At 50.7% G+C, this 20,921-nt stretch carries 17 protein-coding genes; 6 read left to right on the top strand and 11 right to left on the bottom strand.

Translation table 11 applies throughout. The features are described from left to right. Positions 1–157 precede the first annotated feature (157 nt). The 4 genes from FEK30_RS11160 to ruvB form a co-directional block, all read right to left on the bottom strand. The gene (locus FEK30_RS11160) at positions 158–370 is read right to left on the bottom strand and encodes a photosystem I reaction center subunit IV (protein WP_012307012.1); all 213 of its coding nucleotides are present in this window, start codon (positions 368–370) and stop codon (positions 158–160) included. A 99-nt stretch (positions 371–469) separates the two neighbouring features. Next, complete coding sequence (locus tag FEK30_RS11155) at positions 470–1,087, bottom strand: DUF6391 domain-containing protein (RefSeq protein ID WP_138073222.1); 618 nt, start codon at positions 1,085–1,087, stop codon at positions 470–472. 62 nt (positions 1,088–1,149) lie between these two features. Continuing rightward, complete coding sequence (locus tag FEK30_RS11150; protein ID WP_138073221.1) at positions 1,150–2,646, bottom strand: site-2 protease family protein; 1,497 nt, start codon at positions 2,644–2,646, stop codon at positions 1,150–1,152. A gap of 103 nt (positions 2,647–2,749) precedes the next feature. Continuing rightward, positions 2,750–3,841 carry a Holliday junction branch migration DNA helicase RuvB gene (ruvB, locus tag FEK30_RS11145; RefSeq protein WP_138073220.1) on the bottom strand — a complete coding sequence of 364 codons (1,092 nt, stop codon included), beginning with the start codon at positions 3,839–3,841 and terminating at the stop codon, positions 2,750–2,752. A 162-nt stretch (positions 3,842–4,003) separates the two neighbouring features. Between ruvB and FEK30_RS11140 the strand changes: the two genes are divergently transcribed. After that, positions 4,004–5,233 carry a nucleotidyltransferase family protein gene (locus FEK30_RS11140; RefSeq protein ID WP_030006585.1) on the top strand — a complete coding sequence of 410 codons (1,230 nt, stop codon included), beginning with the start codon at positions 4,004–4,006 and terminating at the stop codon, positions 5,231–5,233. Here FEK30_RS11140 and FEK30_RS11135 read toward each other — a convergent pair. Then, a complete protein-coding gene (locus tag FEK30_RS11135) occupies positions 5,210–6,667 on the bottom strand; it encodes an ankyrin repeat domain-containing protein (RefSeq protein WP_255447860.1) in 1,458 nt (485 codons plus the stop codon). The two genes, FEK30_RS11140 and FEK30_RS11135, sit on opposite strands and share 24 nt — an antisense overlap. A 158-nt stretch (positions 6,668–6,825) precedes the next feature. Between FEK30_RS11135 and FEK30_RS11130 the strand changes: the two genes are divergently transcribed. Then, positions 6,826–7,296 carry a DUF4079 domain-containing protein gene (locus FEK30_RS11130; RefSeq protein WP_012307006.1) on the top strand — a complete coding sequence of 157 codons (471 nt, stop codon included), beginning with the start codon at positions 6,826–6,828 and terminating at the stop codon, positions 7,294–7,296. Here the strand turns inward: FEK30_RS11130 and FEK30_RS11125 are convergent. Beyond that, complete coding sequence (locus tag FEK30_RS11125; RefSeq protein ID WP_232308984.1) at positions 7,280–8,056, bottom strand: DUF1997 domain-containing protein; 777 nt, start codon at positions 8,054–8,056, stop codon at positions 7,280–7,282. The genes FEK30_RS11130 and FEK30_RS11125 overlap by 17 nt on opposite strands. 145 nt (positions 8,057–8,201) lie before the next feature. Between FEK30_RS11125 and FEK30_RS11120 the strand changes: the two genes are divergently transcribed. Both FEK30_RS11120 and FEK30_RS11115 read left to right on the top strand, forming a co-directional pair. Beyond that, entirely contained in the window at positions 8,202–8,864 is a 663-nt protein-coding gene (locus FEK30_RS11120) for an SDR family oxidoreductase (RefSeq protein WP_099237631.1), read from the top strand. Between the two features lie 146 nt (positions 8,865–9,010). Beyond that, entirely contained in the window at positions 9,011–11,020 is a 2,010-nt protein-coding gene (locus FEK30_RS11115) for a DICT sensory domain-containing protein (RefSeq protein ID WP_138073219.1), read from the top strand. Positions 11,021–11,307: 287 nt separating this feature from the next. On the opposite strand, the gene FEK30_RS11110 is transcribed toward FEK30_RS11115, so the two are convergent. From FEK30_RS11110 to FEK30_RS11100, 3 genes are all read right to left on the bottom strand, one after another. Then, the gene (locus FEK30_RS11110) at positions 11,308–11,889 is read right to left on the bottom strand and encodes a thioredoxin family protein (RefSeq protein ID WP_065710618.1); all 582 of its coding nucleotides are present in this window, start codon (positions 11,887–11,889) and stop codon (positions 11,308–11,310) included. A 62-nt stretch (positions 11,890–11,951) separates the two neighbouring features. Further along, entirely contained in the window at positions 11,952–15,011 is a 3,060-nt protein-coding gene (locus tag FEK30_RS11105) for a PAS domain S-box protein (protein ID WP_138073218.1), read from the bottom strand. 129 nt (positions 15,012–15,140) lie between these two features. After that, the gene (locus FEK30_RS11100) at positions 15,141–16,745 is read right to left on the bottom strand and encodes an ABC transporter permease (RefSeq protein WP_181445696.1); all 1,605 of its coding nucleotides are present in this window, start codon (positions 16,743–16,745) and stop codon (positions 15,141–15,143) included. Between the two features lie 184 nt (positions 16,746–16,929). Here FEK30_RS11100 and FEK30_RS11095 point away from each other — a divergent pair, with 184 nt between their 5' ends. After that, a complete protein-coding gene (locus FEK30_RS11095) occupies positions 16,930–17,172 on the top strand; it encodes an NDH complex assembly factor CRR9 (RefSeq protein ID WP_030006577.1) in 243 nt (80 codons plus the stop codon). Positions 17,173–17,187: 15 nt separating this feature from the next. Here FEK30_RS11095 and FEK30_RS11090 read toward each other — a convergent pair whose 3' ends face one another. Continuing rightward, entirely contained in the window at positions 17,188–18,963 is a 1,776-nt protein-coding gene (locus tag FEK30_RS11090) for a S8 family peptidase (RefSeq protein WP_138073216.1), read from the bottom strand. Between the two features lie 85 nt (positions 18,964–19,048). Next, positions 19,049–19,840 carry a YaaW family protein gene (locus FEK30_RS11085; RefSeq protein ID WP_030006575.1) on the bottom strand — a complete coding sequence of 264 codons (792 nt, stop codon included), beginning with the start codon at positions 19,838–19,840 and terminating at the stop codon, positions 19,049–19,051. Positions 19,841–19,946: 106 nt separating this feature from the next. Between FEK30_RS11085 and FEK30_RS11080 the strand changes: the two genes are divergently transcribed. After that, the gene (locus FEK30_RS11080; RefSeq protein ID WP_138073215.1) at positions 19,947–20,921 is read left to right on the top strand and encodes an NAD(P)/FAD-dependent oxidoreductase; all 975 of its coding nucleotides are present in this window, start codon (positions 19,947–19,949) and stop codon (positions 20,919–20,921) included.

The raw sequence follows: 20,921 nt of genomic DNA, 5'->3' as shown, positions 1-20,921 counted from the left end.
TTTGTTGTAGTGGTTTAATTTAATCTTCGTGGTGGCTATTTTCCCATTGTCCTTTAGGAATTTGAAGGGGCATATAAAAACACCGCCCCGCAAAGAGACGATGTTGGTTGTGTGTTTAATATCAAAAATGGGTTTTTAAAAAGAGGGACAGAGGGGCTTAGCCGACGACTTCGAGTTCATGCTCAGCGAAGTTGTTGGTGTTTAGACCACCAGCACTACCGCTAAAGCCGTTGTAGTTGACTTTGTTAAAGCGAACAATGACGGGATAGATAATACCGCTTTTATCAATGCTTGCTACTGTACCGACATCGCCGTACCAGTAGGATTCTTTCCGGAGGATTTTAACTTTGGATCCGCGTTCGATAGCCATGCTTATGTTCCTTTAAAGCGATTACTAAAGAGTGTAGTTAGACTTAGATAACAGCCTACTATCGGATAGGGGTTTTCAGGCACTTGAAGTGTTTAAGTTTTATTGCGCGTCCTGCCACCGTAATCGGACAAAATGGCTTGGATTTCCACTCTCGTCCGTGTTTTCTTGGATTTCTTCGAGGGTGAGATTGAAGGGAATCGCGGTGGTGATGTGCTGTTGGGCATATTTACCGAGATCGGGGGCGATCGCCCAAGCTGTAGCGGCAGCAGTTCCCATACCAAGGAGTTGGGTGAGGGGATCTTTGGGGAGCAACCAGGCGGCTCCACCTGCTAAGCCAGCAGTCAGCAATAGGGTGACAGAAATATTGGTGCCGCAGCGGGGATGAACAGCTAAATTCCATTCCCCAGACCGGAGGCGATCGCCTGCTGTACTGACTGCCCGGTAGAGATCAGTTTTATCCACGCCACCAAATAAATAAAAACCTTGCCCCGTGGACATCCCACTTAATTCCGCATAGTGGTGACGCCAAGCTGTTGGATAGCGTTCTGCCAATTCCGTAAGCACCCAGACCGTTCCATGTTCCAGGGCGTGGGCTTGGCGAATAAATAGCAGCTCTCTCAGACCAGGCACGAAACCCAATTGCTCGATTAAAGTTTGATCTTGACTGGCCTGCGGTGAAAACCAGTCACCATCCCAGGAAAAATTACGCGCTGTCATTGCTGTTGCTATCCTTTGCTGAAAAAATGTTGTCCATTTAAGCTTGAATTTTCCCCAAGAGATTAGGCGCCGATCCCCAATTGTCCCGCCAAGCTGGGACTCAAGGGAATTAAAGTCACCAGCATCAAAAATAAAGCGACCAATCCCAGGATCGCCCGGGTATCATTAGGTTCTAATAGTTCATTGAGGCTGGGGCGTTCTGCTTCCCGTTGTAAAAAAATAATAATTAAGGCCCAGTAGAGGGGAATGGGATTCGCTGGGTTAAACAAAGCCACTAGCCCCAATACCACGAGGGTAGCGATAGTGGTACGACGAGCTGTTTTGCGACCATAAATAGCCTGGACAATGCGGCCTCCGTCTAAACAACCTGCGGGGAGTAAGTTTAACGCCGTGATCACAAGGCCCAACCAGCCCAAAATCGTCAAGGGATGAATCGCCACAATCGCTTGTTGCAACCCATCGCCCAGGAAAATGCGCGCCAGGGTACCCACCAACACTGAACCCTGGAAAAATTGACTCGGAACTTTAAATAGACTGTCCGGGTTAGAAAGCCCAAAACCACCCAGGAGGAGAAGCAGGGAAATCAGCCCGCCCGCCGCTGGGCCAGCAAAGGCGATGTCAAAGAGTGCTGTCCGGTTCGGGAGCAGGGATTCAAAGCGGGTAATCGCCCCGAAAGAAGCAATCTGCCAGTTGGGGAGGAAAAAGGGAATGCTGAGTTTGACATTATATTTTCGGCTCGTGACCCAGTGGCCTAGTTCGTGAACCCCCAAGATGAGCCACATCCCCAGGCTGAGGGGCAGGACGTCGGTATAACGCTGCCAATCACTGAAGAAATCAAAGCCTTTGAGGACGCCAATCGCTTCTAGGGTCGTCGCCAGGGTGGCAACAAATAAGACTAAAGCGACATTTTTCTGGGCGAGACTCGTGGTTTTTGGATCATTACTGCTCGGTAAGATCACGATCACCGGTTTTCCTTCTGGATCTTCGACCAAGAAAAGGCGGTATTTATCCCCCAGGCGATCGCCTAATTTTTCCGTCAGCTTTTGGTGGGCTTCTTCGGGTTCCCCTCGCAAATTTCCCTTGAAAATGGCCCCTTCTTGGTAGGGAATTGCTTCTGTGGCAAAAAATGTGTCAATGCCAAAAATACCTTTAATAGTTTGGAGATCCTCTGGATTAATGGGTTGAATTTCGGGTTCGGTCGCCGGATCTGCTGGGGCTTGTGTCGAGGATTCCGTGGCTTGAGTCTCAGTTTGGAGGCGTTCTAGGGCCTGTTTGCGAATCATCTCCCCCTGGCCTGCTTCTCGGCGTAGATTACCCAGATAAATATAGGCTCCCGCCGAAGCCACCAAAATCAGCACCACACCAATGAGATCCAGGCTCACCCCTAAAAGAATGCAACTCAATAGCACCAACCAGGGAACCGTAATCGCGAGGGATTGTCCCCAGGCCAATAACCCTAAGCGTCCCGCTTTTTGCGATCGCCGATAGCCCCACAAAACCGTACCCAAAGCCGCGAAAATAAGCAGTATTAATGCTGAGGTTGCCGGGGAAAAATCCATAATAAAGTTGCGTTGATCGTCCAAATTTCAAGTGTTTTCCCTATTTTAGAAGGATTTCTCCAGAAAGAAATTTTGAGGCCGCCACCCGGAAGACTCGTTAAAACTAGGGTAAAAGGTCGAGTTGGGTGCTTTGTTCCACCGGGATTAAACCGAGATGCTGTCTCGCTTTTGCGCTCACTACCCGTCCCCGGGGCGTGCGGTTTAAAAAACCAATTTGGAGTAAATAAGGCTCGTAAACTTCTTCAATGGTCTTACTGTCCTCGCCAGTAGCCGCGGCGATCGCCTCTAAACCCACCGGGCCGCCCCCAAAATGATTGAGCATGGTTTCTAGGATTAGACGATCTGTCCAGTCCAATCCCAAAGCATCAACGTTGTACAGATCCAAAGCCGTTGCTGCCACCGTTTGGGAAATTTTTCCATAGCCTTTGACTTGGGCATAATCCCGGATTCGCCGTAACAGACGGTTGGCAATGCGAGGCGTCCCCCGTGCTCGACGGGCAATCTCTAAAGCGCCCTCTGGGGTAATGGGCTGCTCTAGGATTAGGGCACTGCGATGGACGATGGCAATCAATTCATCGACCTCGTAAAAACGTAACCGTTGAATCAAGCCAAAGCGATCGCGCAGGGGAGACGTTAATGCCCCCACTTTCGTCGTTGCGCCAATCAAAGTAAAAGGCTTCAGGGGAATACTACGGGTTCTGGCACTGACTCCTTTGCCAATGGTGACATCTAAGCGGCCATCTTCCATCGCTGGATAGAGCAATTCTTCGGCCATGCGATTAAGACGGTGGATTTCATCGATAAACAAAATGTCACCAGCCTCTAGGCCCACCAAGAGGCCACTAATATCACGGGGGCGTTCCAGGGCGGGGGCAGCGGTAATTTTACAATTCACCCCCATTTCTGCGGCTAAAATCAAGGACATGGTTGTCTTCCCTAATCCAGGGGGGCCATACAGCAACATGTGATCGAGGGGTTCGCGGCGGGCTTTGGCAGCGGCGATCGCAATACCCAATACTTCCTTCAGATCCCTTTGACCTAGGTAATCTCTCAGGCGTTGGGGACGAATGCGATCCTCATTGGCCGATTGTTCCTGGTCTTCGGGCAGGGCTTGACTCGTGGTGAGGGCATCTCTACCCAAAGCCGGATCACGTTTAGGCGGGAGACCATGGCCTTGGTTGCGTTTAATCGCCATTGCTGTAGACAGAAAACAACTGTCACTCCATCCTAAACTGAATCTTTTGGGAAATGCGGGCATTTAGGGAAAGGAACACCTTTCGGTAAAATAAAGACCAATCTTCCGAGGCTTTGCGCCATTTAGCCTGAAAACAGTCATTGTTCGAGGACAATACCATTCATGAAAGCCATGATTCTGGCAGCGGGTAAAGGAACCAGGGTTCGTCCGATTACCTACACCATCCCCAAGCCCCTCATCCCAATTCTGCAAAAACCCGTGATGGAATTTTTGCTGGATCTGCTCGCCCAACATGGCTTTGATCAGATTATGGTGAATGTGAGCCATCTCGCCCACGAAATTGAAGGCTACTTTAAGGATGGTCAACGCTACGGGGTACATCTGGCCTATTCCTTTGAAGGCAGTATCCAAGACGGAGAATTACAGGGGGCAGCCCTCGGTTCCGCCGGGGGGTTGCGGAAGATCCAAGATTTTCATCCATTTTTTGACGATACTTTTGTGGTGCTTTGTGGTGATGCTCTGATTGATCTAGACCTCACCGCAGCGGTGCAATGGCATCGCGAAAAAGGGGCGATCGCCACCGTAATCACGAAATCTGTCCCCAAAGAAGCGGTCTCTAGCTATGGCGTGGTGGTCACAGATGACGAAGACCGGATTCTCAGTTTCCAAGAAAAGCCCAGCGTTACCGAAGCTCTCAGCACGAAAATTAATACCGGGATCTATATTTTTGAGCCGGAAGTAATCGATTTTATTCCCCCCAACTGCGAATTCGACATTGGTGGTCAACTGTTTCCGAAGCTTGTGGCCGCCAATGCACCTTTTTACGCCCTAGATATGGACTTTGAGTGGGTAGATATTGGCAAAGTCCCTGACTATTGGCAGGCGATTCAGAGCGTGCTCCAGGGCAAGATCAAAAATGTGCCCATTCCCGGCATCGAAGTCAAACCAGGGGTTTATACGGGCCTGAATGTGGCCGTCAACTGGGATAAAGTCGATATCCAAGGCCCTGTCTATATTGGCGGCATGACCCGCATTGAAGATGGGGCAAAAATTATTGGCCCGACCATGATTGGCCCCAGTTGTTGGATTTGTGCAGGCGCGACCGTTGAAAGTAGTGTGATTTTTGAATATTCCCGCTTGGGCTCAGGGGTACGCCTCAAAGATAAATTAGTCTTTGGGCGCTACTGTGTTGATAAAACGGGGGCAACCATTGATCTGCAAAAAGCAGCCCTGGACTGGTGGATTACGGATGTACGCCATGCGCATCCCCCCACGGCGCCGGTGAAAAATCCCCATGTGGTCGAATCCTTGGAAATTGAAGAATTTTTAAATAGCTCTGGCCTAGCGGAGGACTGTCCCCAATCGCCATCATCTCGCCCCAGCAGCCTTTAAGAGCTTCACAACGGTCTTACATTGGTTAAACTGGGCAATTTTAAGGGCTGTGTCGCCCCGTTTATTTTGGGCATTGAGATCTAAATCTGGACACCGTTCGAGGAGTAGTTGAACAACGGCATGGTGATCCCGGTGGGCTGCCCACATTAAGGCTGTGGCTTGGTGTTGATCTGTGGCATTGACATCGGCCCCCGCGTTTAACAGCACTTCAATCACTGCTTGATAACCGCGATCGCCCGCTTCCATCAGGAGGGTTTTGCCGCTGGGGAGACGTTCATCAGGATTAGCTCCCCTTGCCAGAAAAAGTTCGAGGAGTTCCAGCTTGCCTTGGTTGAAGGCGATCAGGAGCGCGTTTTCTCCTCCATTTTGGTAGTGGAGGTCTGCACCTTGGTCGAGGAGAAGTTGGGCGATCGCCCTTTGCCCCTGGTAGGCAGCAACCAGGAGGGGGGTATCACCTTGGTGGTTGGCTAGGTTCACCGCAGCATTTTGGCGGAGTAAATATTCGACAATATCGTAGTGGCCTTCGAGGGTTGCTAAATGGAGGGCTGTGTCGCCTGCTGCATCGGTGCTATTGGGATTTAATTGATGCTTAAGCAAATATTGCACCAAGGCGAGATTGCCAGCAGCCCCCGCGAGAGGCAAAATATCCGGCTGAGTCAGGGTTGCCCCGGCCTGAACCAAACGTTGTGTGAGGGGCAAATTCCCCTGTTCGACGGCAAAAATAACGGCCGTATCCCCTTCGAGATCCGTGGCATTGACCACCGCCCCAGCAGCCAACAGCATATCAACGACCTCATCGTAACCCGCAATAACTGCGTGCATGAGGGGGGTCTTCCCGTCACTACTGGGGAGATTCACATTTAACCCGGCCTTGAGTAGGACTTCTAAACAGGCGATCGCCCGCTCCGACACGGCCACTGTCATCGCCCCTAAGCCTTGGTAAGGGTTAGCCCGCTGGGTCAGGAGTATCTGCACCACCACCGGGTGTTGCCCTTGAATCGCTAAATTGAGCGCCGTATCCCCATCAAAATCTTCGTGGTTAATCTTTGCCCCGGCCTTCAACAAAATTTCTACGGTGGCGATCGCCCCCCGATAGGCCGCCACCATGAGCGCGGTACTGCCGTCTTCGTTGGTGGCATTGGGATTAGCGCCGGCCCCAATCAAAAAATGTAGGACTGCCGTTTGTCCTGCTGCCGCCGCCACCATCAGCGCCGTGAGGCCATATTTTCCTCGTAATTCTAAATCTGCGCCGTGGGTAAGACAGAGCTTAACGAGATCCAAAGCCCCAACTTGACAGGCATACATCAAAGGACTCGTGCGATCGCCATCCAAAATATTGACTGGTACCCCCTGGGTGAGCAAGGCGGCCACTCGATCCACATTTTGGGCGCGAATTGCCTGGAATAACTGGGCGCGGTCCACGGGGGCTGTCATCGCGAAACATACAATAAAGGTTAATTTCTATTGTAGAAGTATCCCGGATCGATCCTGTCCCAAGCCGTCCCAGATTCTAGTTGATAATTTCCATTTACCAGGGGAATCGGTTAAGTTTTATAAAGATTTCAGCATCCTGAACGAAGGAGAAAACACCCATGAGTTTTGAAATTCCAGAGTCCGTCAAAGTCTGGTCCCAGTTTGGTCACCCCATTATGATGTGGGTCTTGTTTGGGCTTTGTATTTATGCGATGTACCTCGGCATTCAGATCCGTCGCATCCGGAGTGCCGATAAAGAAGTCCGCAAAGAATTGGTCAAAAAACAATTTAACTTCAAGCACCACCAGGTGGGTTCGGCCCTGCTGGCATTTATGGTTTTGGGCACCATTGGCGGGATGGCCGTCACCTACATCAACAACGGGAAATTATTCGTTGGCCCCCACCTCCTTGTCGGTTTAGGGATGACCGGTTTAATTGCCATCTCAGCCTCTTTAGTGCCTTTTATGCAACGGGGCAACGACTTGGCGCGGGTAACCCACATTGGCTTGAATACGTTGCTGGTGGCTCTGTTTGGTTGGCAGGCAGTGAGTGGTATGGATATTGTGACGAAAATTATTGGCCGTCTGTAGGTAGCGTCCAGGCAAAATTTTCGGGGGGGACAGGGGGACTGTCCTCTTTTTTGTGGGTTTCTGGATTGTCTTCGGGAGGACGAATGACGGTACAACCTCGACCACTCTTGAGGGGTAAGGGGAGATTGAAACAGTCGTGGAAGTCTTGCTGAACTTTTGTGGTGAGGCGCGGCGAAACCTGGGAAACAATGGTCGCGAGGAGGCGATCGCCAGTGGTTTTCAGTAGACCCTGGGGCAGCTTGTAGATAAACCGGGGAAACTGAACCAGCACCTGTAAATGCAGCTCCCAATTCACCTGGGTAATCACCGGCGGCATCGGGCGATCGCCGAGTAGTTTTCGCGCCTGGGCATCGTTGGCAAGTACCTGTTCCCAGGGGAGATGGTCGAGGCACATCAACGCATCATAATCAATGGCATAGCCCTGGGACTGGGCCTCAGGGAGGGGCACATTGTACATTCTGTAGGCATTTTCAACGGGGGGATCAAAAACCACCGCCAGTTTTGGTTCTACTTCATAGCCGAAATTGCCAAACTTGCCCACCGTCAGAATATAGCCATTCTCGGTGAGGGGTTCTACCTGCATCGGTTTTGCACAACGGTGGAACCAACCGCCATGGCGATCTAGGTAGGCCGCGACTTCCTCTAGGGGCGCGTACATTTGCATGATCCCTCGATAGTGGGTCTCAAAATGCATCGGTGGCGTTTCGGGGTTACCGTCACCAAAGGCCGTGAATAGACGAGACGATTCCGCAGGGTTCATAGCAGCAAAAGACAAGAAATAAACTTGTTGTACCTAAAATCATGCCCGCTTTTCTGTAAAGTTGCACCCCAAGACCGAGGAATTCAGGGTAATAATTGTAAATCGAAGGCAAATTTCCGCCAGCGATTTTAGGAGGTCAATGAGGATGAAAGTTTTAGTGGTCGGGGCAACGGGGGAAACGGGACGGCGCGTTGTCGAAACCCTAATCGCCCAAAATATCCCGGTGCGGGCCATGGTACGGGATCTCAACAAAGGCAAAGAAATTTTGCCCTCGGACGCGGAATTGGTCGTTGGTGATCTCCTCGATAAAAAATCCCTCCCAGGGGCGATCGCCGACTGTGACCACATCATTTGTGCCGCTGCGGCTCGACCCAGTTTGAACCCTGCCGCTTTTTTTCAAGTGGATTATGTCGGCACCAAATCGCTGATCGATGCTGCTGTGACCCAGGGAGTTAAGCAATTTGTCCTCGTCACGTCCCTTTGTGTATCTAAATTTTTCCATCCGTTGAATCTATTTGGTCTGGTGCTGTTCTGGAAAAAACAAACCGAGGCTTACCTCATCAACAGTTCCCTCAATTACACGATTGTCCGTCCCGGTGGCTTGAATGCCGAAGCCGCAGCGCCCCTTGTACTCGCCCAAGCCGATACCCTGTTTGAAGGACGAATTCCCCGGCAGCAGGTGGCAGAATTATGCGTGGCCGCCCTTGATCATCCCCAGGCAAACCGACAAATTATTGAAGCGATTACGGACAGTGACCGTGAGCCTCAGCCGATCCCTGACCTGATTCGTGCCTTGGGCTCTGCGTAATGGCGATCGCCTCGTCACCATTCATTCAGTTGCCAAATCCCCTAGAAAAATTGATCAATATTGGGTGATCAAGGATAATCTAGGGAATTCCTCTGGTCCATCGTTCGTAGAAGGCGACTATTCCTTTCGGGAAAAAGCATTTCTTAATGAGTATTCAAACCTCGGTTGTCAAACAATTATTTGAAGCCGTTCCCCATGGGCGATCGCAACTCTATTTCAAATCTTCCCTAACGGCACTCTCCCACGCGATGGAAGATCAAATCCTTGCAGGTCAAGATTCCCCCTTGGTGATCGCCAGCTTCCAGCAAGAAAGATACTACCGCCAGGAAGCAACCCGTTATCGTCGCATTGCCGATAAATCCCAACAGGTTTACGTCCTCGCGGCCCCAGAAACAGAATTTGAAAACGCTTCTGATACCTACGAGCGCATTGCCTTTACGCCAGATGATGCCCTAAGCGAAGAGTGGCACCTCGTGGTGATCGGGGAGAATTTTGCCAGTTGTCTCCTCTGCCGAGAAAAACACAACAATTCTGAAAAGGGAGATCACTTCGCCGATAATGCCCGTCGTTTTGAAGGTATTTGGACCGAAGACCGCAACATTACCGAAAAAGCAGCGGAAATCCTCCTCGATCGCATTGCCCAATATCGCCCGGAGCTCCAGGAAAAAATTCAAACGGCCAAGGAAACCTATCTCCAGAATGGTCACCAAGATCTAACGGAACATCAGCCTAATTCCACCGCCGATCCCTTTGTGCAGCGCTTGGTGAACTATCTCCAGGCGGGTCAATACAAAATCCTCAAAGCCAACCGCTCCCTGGCAAACAAAGAACAAAAGGAGCGTTTAATTAATACGGTCACAGCGGCCATTCGGCGATCGCTCGACACCGAAGACATCTTGCAATTGGCCGTCGAAAAATTAGGAGAAGGTCTCGGAGTCTGTCGCTGCATTATTTACCGTTGCAAAGAGTCAGACGAACAAGCCCAGATCCAGCATGAGTTTCTCCACGGGGATCAAATTTCTGTAAAAGGTCGCAATTGGCCCCTGAAGGATAATCCCCTCTTTCAAAAGGTGGTCTCCCTGGGGGAAGCCCTCGGCATTGATAATACCGAGCAAGATCCAGACTTCATCAAAGACCAGCTAGAAACCCTCACCCAAACCTGTTCCATTGTCTCCTGGCTGCTGGTGCCGGTACTCTACCAAGGGCGACTGATCGGCATGATCGAGCTCCATCACTGCCACCCAGAGGCGATCCACTGGCGACAGGAAGATATTGCCCTCGTGGGGGCGATCGCCATCCAAGTAGGTGTGGCCCTAATTCAGGCCGAAGCCTACAACAACCTCGAAGAACTTAACGAACAATTGGCGGCCCTCGACCGTACCCGCTCTAACCTTGTGGCGATCACAGGCCATGAACTCCGGACACCTTTATCGACGATTCAAGTCTGCCTAGAAAGCCTTGCCAATGAGCCGGATATGCCGGAGGAACTGCGCCAGGTGATGCTAGATACCGCCCTCCAGGATGCAGAACGTCTGCGCACCCTCGTCCAGGATTTTCTGACCCTGTCCCAACTCGAAAGTGGTCGGGTGGAGTGGAACATTGAACCCCTGATGCTCTATGAATGTGTGGAACTGGCCATGAGCCACGTGCGGGCCAAACGTCATCAAAGTGGCGGCCAACCCCTGCCTCAACTGATCAATCAAGTTTCGCCAGATTTGCCCCTCGTCCAAGCTGACGGGGAATGGCTTGTAGAAGTGATCGCCAAGTTACTGGACAATGCCTGTAAATTTAGCGATGCCAAGCAGGGTCAAGTGGCGATCGCCATCACCGCCGAAGATCCCCATAAACTCACCGTGAGCATTATCGACAACGGCCGGGGCATTGAACCCAAACGCCTCGAAACAGTCTTTGATCGTTTTTACCAAGAAGAAGGGGCATTGCGACGGAGCGCTGGCGGCACTGGCTTAGGATTAGCGATTTGTCGCCAGATTGTCACCGCCTGGGGGGGAGCGATCTGGGCAGAATCCGAGGGTAAAAATCAGGGGAGTCAATTTTCCTTTACGGTGCCGGTCTTTGAAGAACCCAGCCCACCAAAAACGAACCAGACCAGCAAAACAAAAACGAAAACGAAAACGAAGCGTTCCCGGCGTCGCTAACAAACGCTCACAAAACTGAGCAATTCACCTTAAGCTTTGTGAATATTCCCAACTAAATATCAGCATGGGCCTACAGAGGACTAAGGGCGCAGGACAATAAAGATAGAGGGACACCACAGAATCCACAGACTCCCTATCTGAGCGAGAGATCCCTGAGTGAAGTCCCAAGGAGGCTTTATGTTAAGCACCTATTTATTTCCAGATGGCACCCTATACATTTTAGTAAAACTGCTCGTCCTGGCCCTCGTCATTTTGCTGTGGCTGACGGTCAAGTCGTCCCCTGTGGTTTAGCCAAAATAACTGGGGGCATTGCCTGGTTTCCATTTGATATTGCAACCAAGGCTGGGCTTTTGGTTCGGATCAGGGGTTTCTTTTGCCAAAACAGCGGCGATCGCCTGGCGAAGATCGGCTCCCGTTACGGGCTTGTCATTACCGGGGCGCGCGTCGTCCAATTGGCCCCGATAAACCAGCTTTAAGTCCTGATCAAAAAGGAAAAAATCAGGGGTGCAGGCCGCTTGATAACTTTTGGCGATCGCCTGGGACTCATCATAGAGAATCGGAAAATTTAATTGGAGTGCTGCCGCCATTTCCTTGAGCTTTTCTGGGCCATCATCCGGATAATTCTCTGCATCATTGGCACTAATGGCGACAATGCCTAGCTCCTGGGGGACGAAATCTACTCCCAACCGGGCTAGCTCATCCTGGACATGGATCACAAACGGACAGTGGCGACACATAAAAATCACGAGCAAACCCGCTTTCCCCCGGAAATCTCCAAGGCTAACGGTTTTTCCGGTGGTGACATCCGGTAGGGCAAAATCAGGGGCCGGAGCACCCAGGGGAAGCATGGTGGATTCAGTGCGAGCCATAAAAAATTACCTCAATAATTGTGTATAAGTTGCTGGGACTGACGCAAACCATCAAAATCAATTTAGCGATCGCCTTCATAAACCCAAGTGAGATGAAGATGGGTCTGAAGCATCTCCAATAAATTTGAAAAATCCAGTGGTTTTTCTAAAAAAGCATCAAAATCCGAATTTATATTATGCCAACCATGATCCAAAACATCCCCGGACATGGCGAAGATGGGGATTGTCCTAAATTTTTCGAGTTGACGAATCTGGTGGGCCATGGCTTGGCCGTCCATCCGAGGCATCACCATCTCTGAAATGATGAGATCCACTGGATGGGCTTCTGCCACCATCAAACCATCTTTTCCGTTTTCGGCTTCGAGAATCTTAAAACCCAAAGGCATCAAGAAGTGTTTAATCACAGAACGATTAACCCAACGGCTATCCACAATCAGAATGGTCTGCCGGCGGCCCACATAACCAATAATTTGTAGGTGATCACGGGTCGTTTGATCATCAGCAACCAGGGGAGGACTAACGAGCACCTCCGATAGCTCCAGGTCAAAGGAAAAACAACTCCCTTTGTTCGGATAACTCGTTAACTGGAGTTCACCCCCCATCATCGCCACTAATTTTTGGCTGATCGCTAATCCTAAACCTGTACCGTGGGGCCGACTGCGGCGATCGCCTACCTGCTCGAAGGGTAAGAAAATTTTCTGATGGTTTTCGGGGTCAATGCCGCAGCCTGTATCCCGAACCGCGAAGTGTACTTTGTGCCAATGGTGCTTAGGAGATTTGGGGGGAGTCTGCGGGGGCTGGCTTAATTGAACGTCTAAAACAACGCTTCCCTGGTGGGTAAATTTAATCGCATTGCCCAATAGATTCAGCAACACTTGCCGGAGACGTTGATCATCAACCAGTAAATAATCAGGAATATTTGGATCAATATCGTAATTGAGGAGGAGTTGTTTTTCTGTGGCCTTGATCTGACAGGTTTGGATAATATCCAGAATAAAGTAATGGAATTGTACCGCCGTTGGAATTAGTTCTAGGCGTTGGGCTTCAATTTTAGAAAAGTCAAGCACATCAGCAATCAAACTCAAGAGATGATGGCCGCATTGTTCAATGATTTTGAGGCTGCTTTTTTGCTCTGTACTCAAGGATTCATCAAACATCAGAATTTGCGTATAGCCCAAAATGCCATTTAAGGGTGTGCGCAGTTCGTGGCTCATATTGGCGAGAAACAGACTTTTTGCCCGGTTTGCTTCTTCGGCTTGTTTTTTGGCGGCTTGGAGGGCGAGTTCATTGGCCTTGCGGTCCGTAACATCCATCGCCATGGTGATTTGCAGTTTACGTCCATCGGGTAAGGTACCAAGGGGAGCACTACTAAAATCCCAAATACGTTGGTCGCCGTCTTTGATCAGGATGGCGTATTCACCGTCATGGGTAGAATTTTGGATCTCATAAACTTTCTCGATCCCCTGTAGGGCCGTCAGATATGCTTCACCGTAGGCTTTTGCGGCCCAGGCTGCGATCGTGGGAATTTCCGTGATGTCATAGCCAGTTAACGCCGTCCAAGTACGATTGAGCTGCAAAATTTCACCATCACTGGCGTAGAGCAGAATGGGAAAGGGTGCGTCTTGAATGGCTCGGTAGAGACGTTGTTCACTTTCGCCGAGGGCGGCATTAGCTTGTTTTTGCTGGGTGATGTCTTGGACAAAGATAAAAAATCGGCTCTGATCTTCACTGAGGTCAGTGGTCAAACTCAGTTGCATTTCTCGGATCTGGCCTTTTTTGTGTCGCCACTGTTGATAGAGTTTCAGCCTACGGCGATCGCCCCATTCTGTGAGCAGTTGTGCGGGATCGAGGTCGTCGGTAATGAGCAGATCAAAAATTGAGCATTGCAGCAATTCATCGCAGTCATAGCCTGTCATTTCGCCCAGGGCCACGTTAACTTCGAGAAAATAGCCCCGATCATCTAAAACAGCATAACCATCAATGGCAGTTTCAATGGCCGTTAAATAACGGGAGGCACTGGCGGCACGGATCTGTGCTTTTTCAATTTCTGCTTCCCTGGCGATCGCCTCTAACTTAAAGCGCTGCAACCGCAGCATTTGGTAGCCTACCCAAAAAACAACCCCGATCAGTAAGCCCGATAGACCACTAATGGCGATCGCCAACTGGCGAATGGGAGCATTGGCTTCCCGGAGATTCACCTTATAAATCACAGTCCAGGGGGCTTGGGTCGTTTCAAAGGAAGCCCCCACAACGGGAATATTGCGGTAATCAGTGCCCCGTACCAAACGCCGAGACTGCAAAATTGCTTGGGTTGCGAGGAGAGAATCTTGATCCAGGGAACGACTTAACCGTAATGGTGGATCACTAGCGAACCGGAGAGGATTGAGGTAACGAATATTATTGCCTTCACGACGCACCAATAAGGTTTCAGCGGTGGCACTAGCATTGGCCGCTCGGTCTAATAGACTATATAGAAAATTCTGGGGATCTTTTTCTAAATATACCGCCCCAATAAGGTTATTTTGCTCATCGTAGATGTAAGCTAAAACACCATAAACGGGCAAGTCTTGATTACTAACTTTTAGGAGACTCAAGTCGATCAAACGTACTTCTCCCCCAAGACTTGTTAGATGATCCTCATCCCCAAAAGCGGCGTTAATTGCCTTAGGTAAGGGATTTTGAACCCCAGTTTGCCAAGCGACCTGTCCCTGACGGTTAAAAAAAACGATGCGGCGGTAATCGTAACTGGTTTGCACATCAAGGGCAAACTGATTAAGGCTGGCTTGTTGCTGCTGCACAATGGCAGAATTTGGATCATTCGTCGCAAAGGCTTTGAGGGCATCAATAGTCGTGGGCCTTGAGGCAAGCACCCGGGCATCACCTTTGCGTTCTAATAACCATTGATCAATTTGGGTCGCCTGGAGTTCAGCCACTCCCAAAAGATTGTCCTGTAGATCGAGTAACAGTTTTTCACTGAACCAACGAAAGCTAACAATACCACCAGCAACGACACCAACAACGGCGATCGCCAACCCCCAAGATAAATACCGGACATTGAAGCGCGCTTTGTACGGACTTTGATGTGACTGGGAATTCGGCAGCTTGGGGGAATCCTGGAACATTTGTCTGGGAAGCCGACTAGGATAACGATGATTTTTGTAATGAATAAAATCAATCTTCTAGAAGTCACCTTACCCATTCTCACCCAGTTATGAAAGATTTGTAGCGAATTTCTTACATTTGTTATCCATTCACTCGTTACGGACGTGGGCAATGCGCCAACTGAGAAAAATCACTGGAATTAGACCTACTGCTAAAATCGCCAGGGCGGGCACAGAGGCTTCGACTAACCGTTCATCGGAAGCGTATTGATAAACCTTCACGGCCAGGGTATCGAAGTTAAAGGGACGAATCACCAGGGTCGCCGGGAGTTCCTTCATCACATCCACAAACACCAACATCGCAGCGGTTAACAAACCACTCCACATCAGGGGAGTATGCACACTCACCAGGGTACGAATCGGGGTATAACCGAGGCTGCGGGAAGCGTCGTCTAGGGTGGGCTTAATTTTGCCGAGGCTCGTTTCGACGGCCCCAAAGGACACCGCCAGAAAGCGCACCAAATAGGCAAAAACCAGGGCGGTAATGGTGCCACTCAGGAGTAAACCCGTGGAGATATTGAACTGGGCTTGGAAAAAATTGGCGATCGCATTGTCGAGTTTCCCCATGGGAATCAGAATCCCCACCGCAATCACCGAGCCGGGAATGGCATAACCCAGGGACGCAATCCGCACACCCAAGGCCATCCAGAGGCTGTGATTTAACCGCTGACCGTAGGCCAAAATCAAGGCGATCGCCACCGCTAAAATTGCCGTCACACTGGCTAAGACAAAACTATGCTGGGCAAACTCCCAGAACTGTGTCCGAAACCGCGCCTGGGGGCGATTAAAGGCCATTTCCAAAAGAGTACCGACGGGCACAACAAACCCAAAAAAAACCGGAATCCCACAGGTCAGCGTGGCGACCCCAGCCCGCCATCCTTGCAATTCATAGGCCTGGGGTTTGTCGTAGTTATTACTGGTTTGGTAATACTGGGCTTGGTGCCGTGACCATTTTTCGAGAACCAACAGCCCCGCAATAAACAGCATCAATACCGCCGCCAGTTGTGCTGCTGCCTGGGGTGCCCCCAACCCAAACCAAGTGCGATAGATCCCCGTGGTGAAGGTTTCGACGCCAAAATATTGCACGGTGCCAAAATCATTCAAGGTTTCCATCAGAGCCAGGGCCAGACCCGCCGTAATCGCTGGCCGAGCTAAGGGTAAGGCGATCGCCCAAAAACTTTTCCAGGGGCCGCAGCCTAAAGCGCGACTCGCCTCTAGGGTTGTGACGGACTGCTCTAAAAAAGCCACCCGTGCCAGCAGGTAAACATAGGGGTAGAGCACCAAGATCAACATAATGATTGCCCCCCCCAGAGACCGAACCTCCGGAAACCAATAATCCTGGGCCGATTGCCAACCGAATATTAGTCGCAAAAACCGCTGCACCCAGCCGAAGTAATCCAAAATATCCGTGTAAATATAGGCCAACAGGTAAGCTGGAGCGGCGAGGGGCAAGAGTAACAATACCTCCCAAAAACCTTGGCCCCGAAAGCGACACATCGTCACCAACCAAGCCGTGGCCACCCCGACAACTGTGACCCCCACGCCGACCCCAAGCATCAACCACAGGGAATTGAACACATAACGCCCCAGCACCGTGTCGACCAGGTGACGCCAAATTTCGCCAGAATCCGTGAAAACACTCCCCAATACAGAAAAAATCGGTAGGGCAATCAAAGCGGCGATCGCCAGAGTCATCGGAGTCCAAAAATTAAGCTGTAAACGTTTCAAGGGATTCACAATCAGGAGAGGTACTAAAATCCCATTGTGGAGTGAAGGGGAAAACTAATGCAACTCATTTGCACCAAAGGTTACCCCGTCAGGACGATAAAATAGGCAACATTAATCGCTATTGCCCACAGCAAACCCCAAGCCATTAGTTATGAATCAACCCAACTTCCTCACCCCAGAAGAATCCCTCGATGTCGATGCCGCCCTCTTAAGTAGTCCAGAGAAATTTCTCGCTCGTCTGACCATTTCTTCCCAACGATTACTGGGGATCATTGCCCAAGATCTCGATTGCCCCATCGAAAACCTGAGCCACAAAGAAATTATCCAGTGGTTTGAAAAGGACGCCAAAACACGCCAGGAAAAAGGCCCAGAAGCGGCTATTTTAAAGTGGTAAATTTTGACAGATTTCCTAGTTACTGGTTTTTAACGGTTCCGTCAGCATCAATTTCGCTAGGGCCACACACAGGAGTCCATTAATCCCTAAAAATGCCTGGGCTAAAATACCCGATCCCAAACCCCAAACTGTCGATGCGGCGATCGCACTGACCCAGAGGCAACTCGCCACCCCCAAACAAAGACCAACCCCAAAGCGTTTCCCCCCCTCGGTGCCAGCAAACAAGAGCAACACCCCAAAGGGAATCAAAACACTCGCGAATAGTGGATTTAAAGCAGGATTTCCGTTGATGGCATTGCCCAATTCCGGGAGAGAACTGCCCAGAAGCCGAAAGGGGGCCTGGGGCAAATCAAAAATATAAATGCCCTTGAGGAAAAATAACCCCGAACTGCCGAACACTAAGCCACTACTGAGGGGCCAACCCCAGCCAAAGGGCAAATAGTTCCGCAGGAAAAAGGCGAGGAGATAGGAACCTAAAACCATCGCTAACTTCGGTAAAAGCGCTACTGTGCCCCCATCGATCCAGAAACGAGGATTCAAATACCCATTATCCCGGAGCCAGCGGAAGAAATCTTTGACGGTGATTTTGCCTTTAAGGGCCTCTGTTACCGCCTGACCTGCATTGAGATACCCGGCACCGTAGTGGTTCAGAGGATCTTCCGTAACCTTTTGGGCCGATTGGGTTAAGACCTGTAAAACTTCGGCTGGTTCAGTCACACCACTCGCTTTCACCATGGCCGCCACGCCAGCCACATGGGGCGCGGCCATACTGGTGCCTTTGTAGTCGATAAATTCTGGTTGCCCTGTTTTTGGGTTAAGGATTTCCTGGAGAATGCCTCCCGCTTCACTGCCCCCAGGAGCCGCAAGATCAATTCCCGCCCCGTAATTGGAATAGGGCGCTTTTTTGCCAGCCGCATCGGTGGCCGCAACGCCGATCACTTTGGGATAACGGGCTGGATAGGCAGCCGCATTTTTGTTGGCATTCCCCGCAGCGGCAATGATCACCACGTCTTTGCGATAGGCATAATCAATTGCTTCTTGCATCAGCTGGCTCGCACCAGCCCCCCCAAGGCTGAGGTTAATCACATCGGCCCCTTGATCGGTGGCAAAACGGATTCCCTCGGCGATGTCAGCGACGGTTCCCCCACCATTAGCGGCGAGGACTTTAATGGGCATAATCTTCGCTTTATAGGCAATGCCCGCAACACCGTAGTTATTGTTTGTCGACTGGGCAATTGTCCCGGCAACGTGGGTGCCATGGCCCACATCATCTAAAGCTTCCGGGCGATCGCCCACGAAATCGTAGCCCCCAGCAAAGGCGGTTTGTTCTAAATCTGGCACAGGGCTAACCCCAGTATCGATAACCGCCACGGTGATCCCTTCCCCTTGGGTTTCTGACCAGGCGGCTTCGACATTAATGCTGCGTAAATTCCATTGCTTTGGGTAATCTGGGTCGTTGGGTACCCCATAGGCCCAGTAAATGTAGTTGGGCTCGATGTATTCCGTTGCTTTTTTAATGGGGTCAGATTGGCGCAACCACTGGAGCATTTCTCGCTTGCCCTCGATGACGTAGATCTGGTCAGCAGCGGAAAATTCACTATTGAGCCGGGGGATGACGTTGAATTGTTGGGCGATCGCCTTTAACTGTTGCTCAACGACACTGGTTTCTACGGTTTCGCGAAAATCTAAGATTAAAGAATCGTATTCCCCTTGGGTCGCCAAGCTCGGCGATCGCCAAAGGCCAAACCCAAGACCAATACAGAACAGCAGCAAAATTAAAAATTTGCGCATGGGGAAGCTTTGCCAAATCTATTGCCCCAGCCTAGCTCAAACTTCTGTGAAAATGGGCCAATGTAACGGAGTTAAACCGGGGGGTTTAAGCAACAACCAGGGGTTCTCTAGTGAGGCGAATTTGGGCCAAGGTGACAATCATCGGGATAATACGCCCGTAATTAGTGGCGATCGCCCGCCAACCGAGATCGACAAGAAACCAACTCCACAAAGCCGGGACAACAGCCCCCAACACACTACGGGTGAGGCCATAACGCAGGGCAGTTTGGGTCAACATCAAAGAACCCAGACGAGTTGTGGTTGTTTTTAGGGCTTGGCCCGTCGCAAAATGTAGCGCCAATTGCCGAGCAACCTGCTTCATTAAAAATGATTTCAGCACACTACTAATCACCAAGGTGCTACTCCCTTTAAGGAAAATTCTCAGGGGATTATGTTGGAGTTGGACGGGCAAAGCTTCCGGTAAATCCGTTTGGGCCAGCGATCGCCTCACTCGATCAATCAAGGCCCGTTGTTCTTTTTGGGGGAGTTTATCCCAAGCGCGGCTGGTCAAAGCCAGAAAAATTTCTGCTTCAAGCTCAATGGTATCCAGGGCAGTCCCACAGGGAATATCGAGGAATTCCCCCACCTGAAACAGGATCTGGCGGTAAGTGAGGGTTTTGGTTTGGCGACGGAGCACCGTGACCCCATCGGCGGCTAAAAAACGGAAGCGGGTTTCGATGTGCTGAATTTGGCGATCGCGGTCTTGACTACGAATGGCGCTGGGTTGAGGCGTTTGCCAATAGTCGAGGGGATTAAATTTACGGCTAAAGAGCAGTTGAGTGAGGTGGTGCAGTTCCTCATCCGTTGCTAATTCCAGGGCTGTCCGTAGTTCATCCACAGCAAACATCATCTCCACGCTTGATGCTGCCTATTGTAATCTAGCTTTTCGCTGGTCAACTTTTTACAATGGGGCGCGGACAGAGAACGTCAGGAAATGTGATCAAATGTTGGATGTGGCGATTATTGGGGCGGGCTTAGCAGGGATTCATTGTGGCCAAAAAATTCAACAGGCAGGCCAACAGGTCGCACTTTTCGATAAATCCCGTGGTGTGGGTGGTCGCCTCGCAACCAGACGGATTGCAGCACAGCCCCTCGACCATGGTTTACCCTACTGGGAGATTTTAGGAGCCCATACAGCAGCTTTAACGGAAACTTTAGTTGCAGCCGATCTTTTAAAACCCTGGTCGGTGGCAACGACCAATCGCCTTGATCCAGAGATTTGGCAAACCCTTGCGGGGGAACAACGGTGGATGGTGCCAGCGGGAATGACGGCGATCGCCAAATATTTAGCCCAAGATTTAACGATTCATCGGAGTCAACGCCTGATCTGCCTCGAAGAACGTCCAAGCCATTGGCGGCTGATCTTTGAACAAGGGGAAACCGTCTGCGCGAGGCAGGTGGTTTTAGCGCTGCCCCTGCCCCAGGTGATCACACTCACTTATTCTTTTATTACCGTGCGCGATCGCCTTGCGGAAATTTTCTATGCGCCAGCCCTCTCTCTCATGGTTGGTTATGACCAGTTTGATTGGAGATTTCCCTGGCAAGCGCTCCGCCTCAGCCAACATCCCCGATGGCGCACGATCAGCTACGAAGGCCAAAAGCGATCGCCTGGGAATTTCACCCTAGTCTGTCAAACGACGGGAAATTTTGCCCAAAATTATTTAGAGACAGCAGATTTAACCCCCGTCGCCACCACGCTATTGGATGAATTGCAAAATCTTCTTACCCTACCGACACCCCAATGGTGGCAAATCCAGCGTTGGCGCTATGCTCTCCCTGCAACGAACTATGGCCAAGCCTATTATCGTTTTGCGACGAACTCTCCCCTGATCGCCTGTGGAGATTGGTGTTTGGGGAATGGGATCGAAGGGGCGATCGCCGCTGGTTTGGCCACTGGTGATGCGCTTTTATCTGTGTAA

It is taken from the genome of Picosynechococcus sp. PCC 11901 (genome assembly GCF_005577135.1).
Lineage (GTDB): Bacteria > Cyanobacteriota > Cyanobacteriia > Cyanobacteriales > MRBY01 > MRBY01.
Note: the sequence above shows the minus strand (reverse complement) of the source record. Positions and strands in the feature narration are given on the sequence as shown.

What these genes read in the sequence shown, in the direction of transcription:
- FEK30_RS11160 (WP_012307012.1), bottom strand. Translation starts at nt 370, where the DNA reads ATGGCTATCGAACGCGGATCCAAAGTTAAAATCCTCCGGAAAGAATCC.
- FEK30_RS11105 (WP_138073218.1), bottom strand. Translation starts at nt 15,011, where the DNA reads ATGTTCCAGGATTCCCCCAAGCTGCCGAATTCCCAGTCACATCAAAGT.
- FEK30_RS11135 (WP_255447860.1), bottom strand. Translation starts at nt 6,667, where the DNA reads ATGACAGCCCCCGTGGACCGCGCCCAGTTATTCCAGGCAATTCGCGCC.
- FEK30_RS11140 (WP_030006585.1), top strand. Translation starts at nt 4,004, where the DNA reads ATGAAAGCCATGATTCTGGCAGCGGGTAAAGGAACCAGGGTTCGTCCG.
- ruvB (WP_138073220.1), bottom strand. Translation starts at nt 3,841, where the DNA reads ATGGCGATTAAACGCAACCAAGGCCATGGTCTCCCGCCTAAACGTGAT.
- FEK30_RS11150 (WP_138073221.1), bottom strand. Translation starts at nt 2,646, where the DNA reads ATGGATTTTTCCCCGGCAACCTCAGCATTAATACTGCTTATTTTCGCG.
- FEK30_RS11080 (WP_138073215.1), top strand. Translation starts at nt 19,947, where the DNA reads ATGTTGGATGTGGCGATTATTGGGGCGGGCTTAGCAGGGATTCATTGT.
- FEK30_RS11125 (WP_232308984.1), bottom strand. Translation starts at nt 8,056, where the DNA reads ATGAACCCTGCGGAATCGTCTCGTCTATTCACGGCCTTTGGTGACGGT.
- FEK30_RS11100 (WP_181445696.1), bottom strand. Translation starts at nt 16,745, where the DNA reads ATGACTCTGGCGATCGCCGCTTTGATTGCCCTACCGATTTTTTCTGTA.
- FEK30_RS11120 (WP_099237631.1), top strand. Translation starts at nt 8,202, where the DNA reads ATGAAAGTTTTAGTGGTCGGGGCAACGGGGGAAACGGGACGGCGCGTT.
- FEK30_RS11095 (WP_030006577.1), top strand. Translation starts at nt 16,930, where the DNA reads ATGAATCAACCCAACTTCCTCACCCCAGAAGAATCCCTCGATGTCGAT.
- FEK30_RS11130 (WP_012307006.1), top strand. Translation starts at nt 6,826, where the DNA reads ATGAGTTTTGAAATTCCAGAGTCCGTCAAAGTCTGGTCCCAGTTTGGT.
- FEK30_RS11110 (WP_065710618.1), bottom strand. Translation starts at nt 11,889, where the DNA reads ATGGCTCGCACTGAATCCACCATGCTTCCCCTGGGTGCTCCGGCCCCT.
- FEK30_RS11115 (WP_138073219.1), top strand. Translation starts at nt 9,011, where the DNA reads ATGAGTATTCAAACCTCGGTTGTCAAACAATTATTTGAAGCCGTTCCC.
- FEK30_RS11090 (WP_138073216.1), bottom strand. Translation starts at nt 18,963, where the DNA reads ATGCGCAAATTTTTAATTTTGCTGCTGTTCTGTATTGGTCTTGGGTTT.
- FEK30_RS11155 (WP_138073222.1), bottom strand. Translation starts at nt 1,087, where the DNA reads ATGACAGCGCGTAATTTTTCCTGGGATGGTGACTGGTTTTCACCGCAG.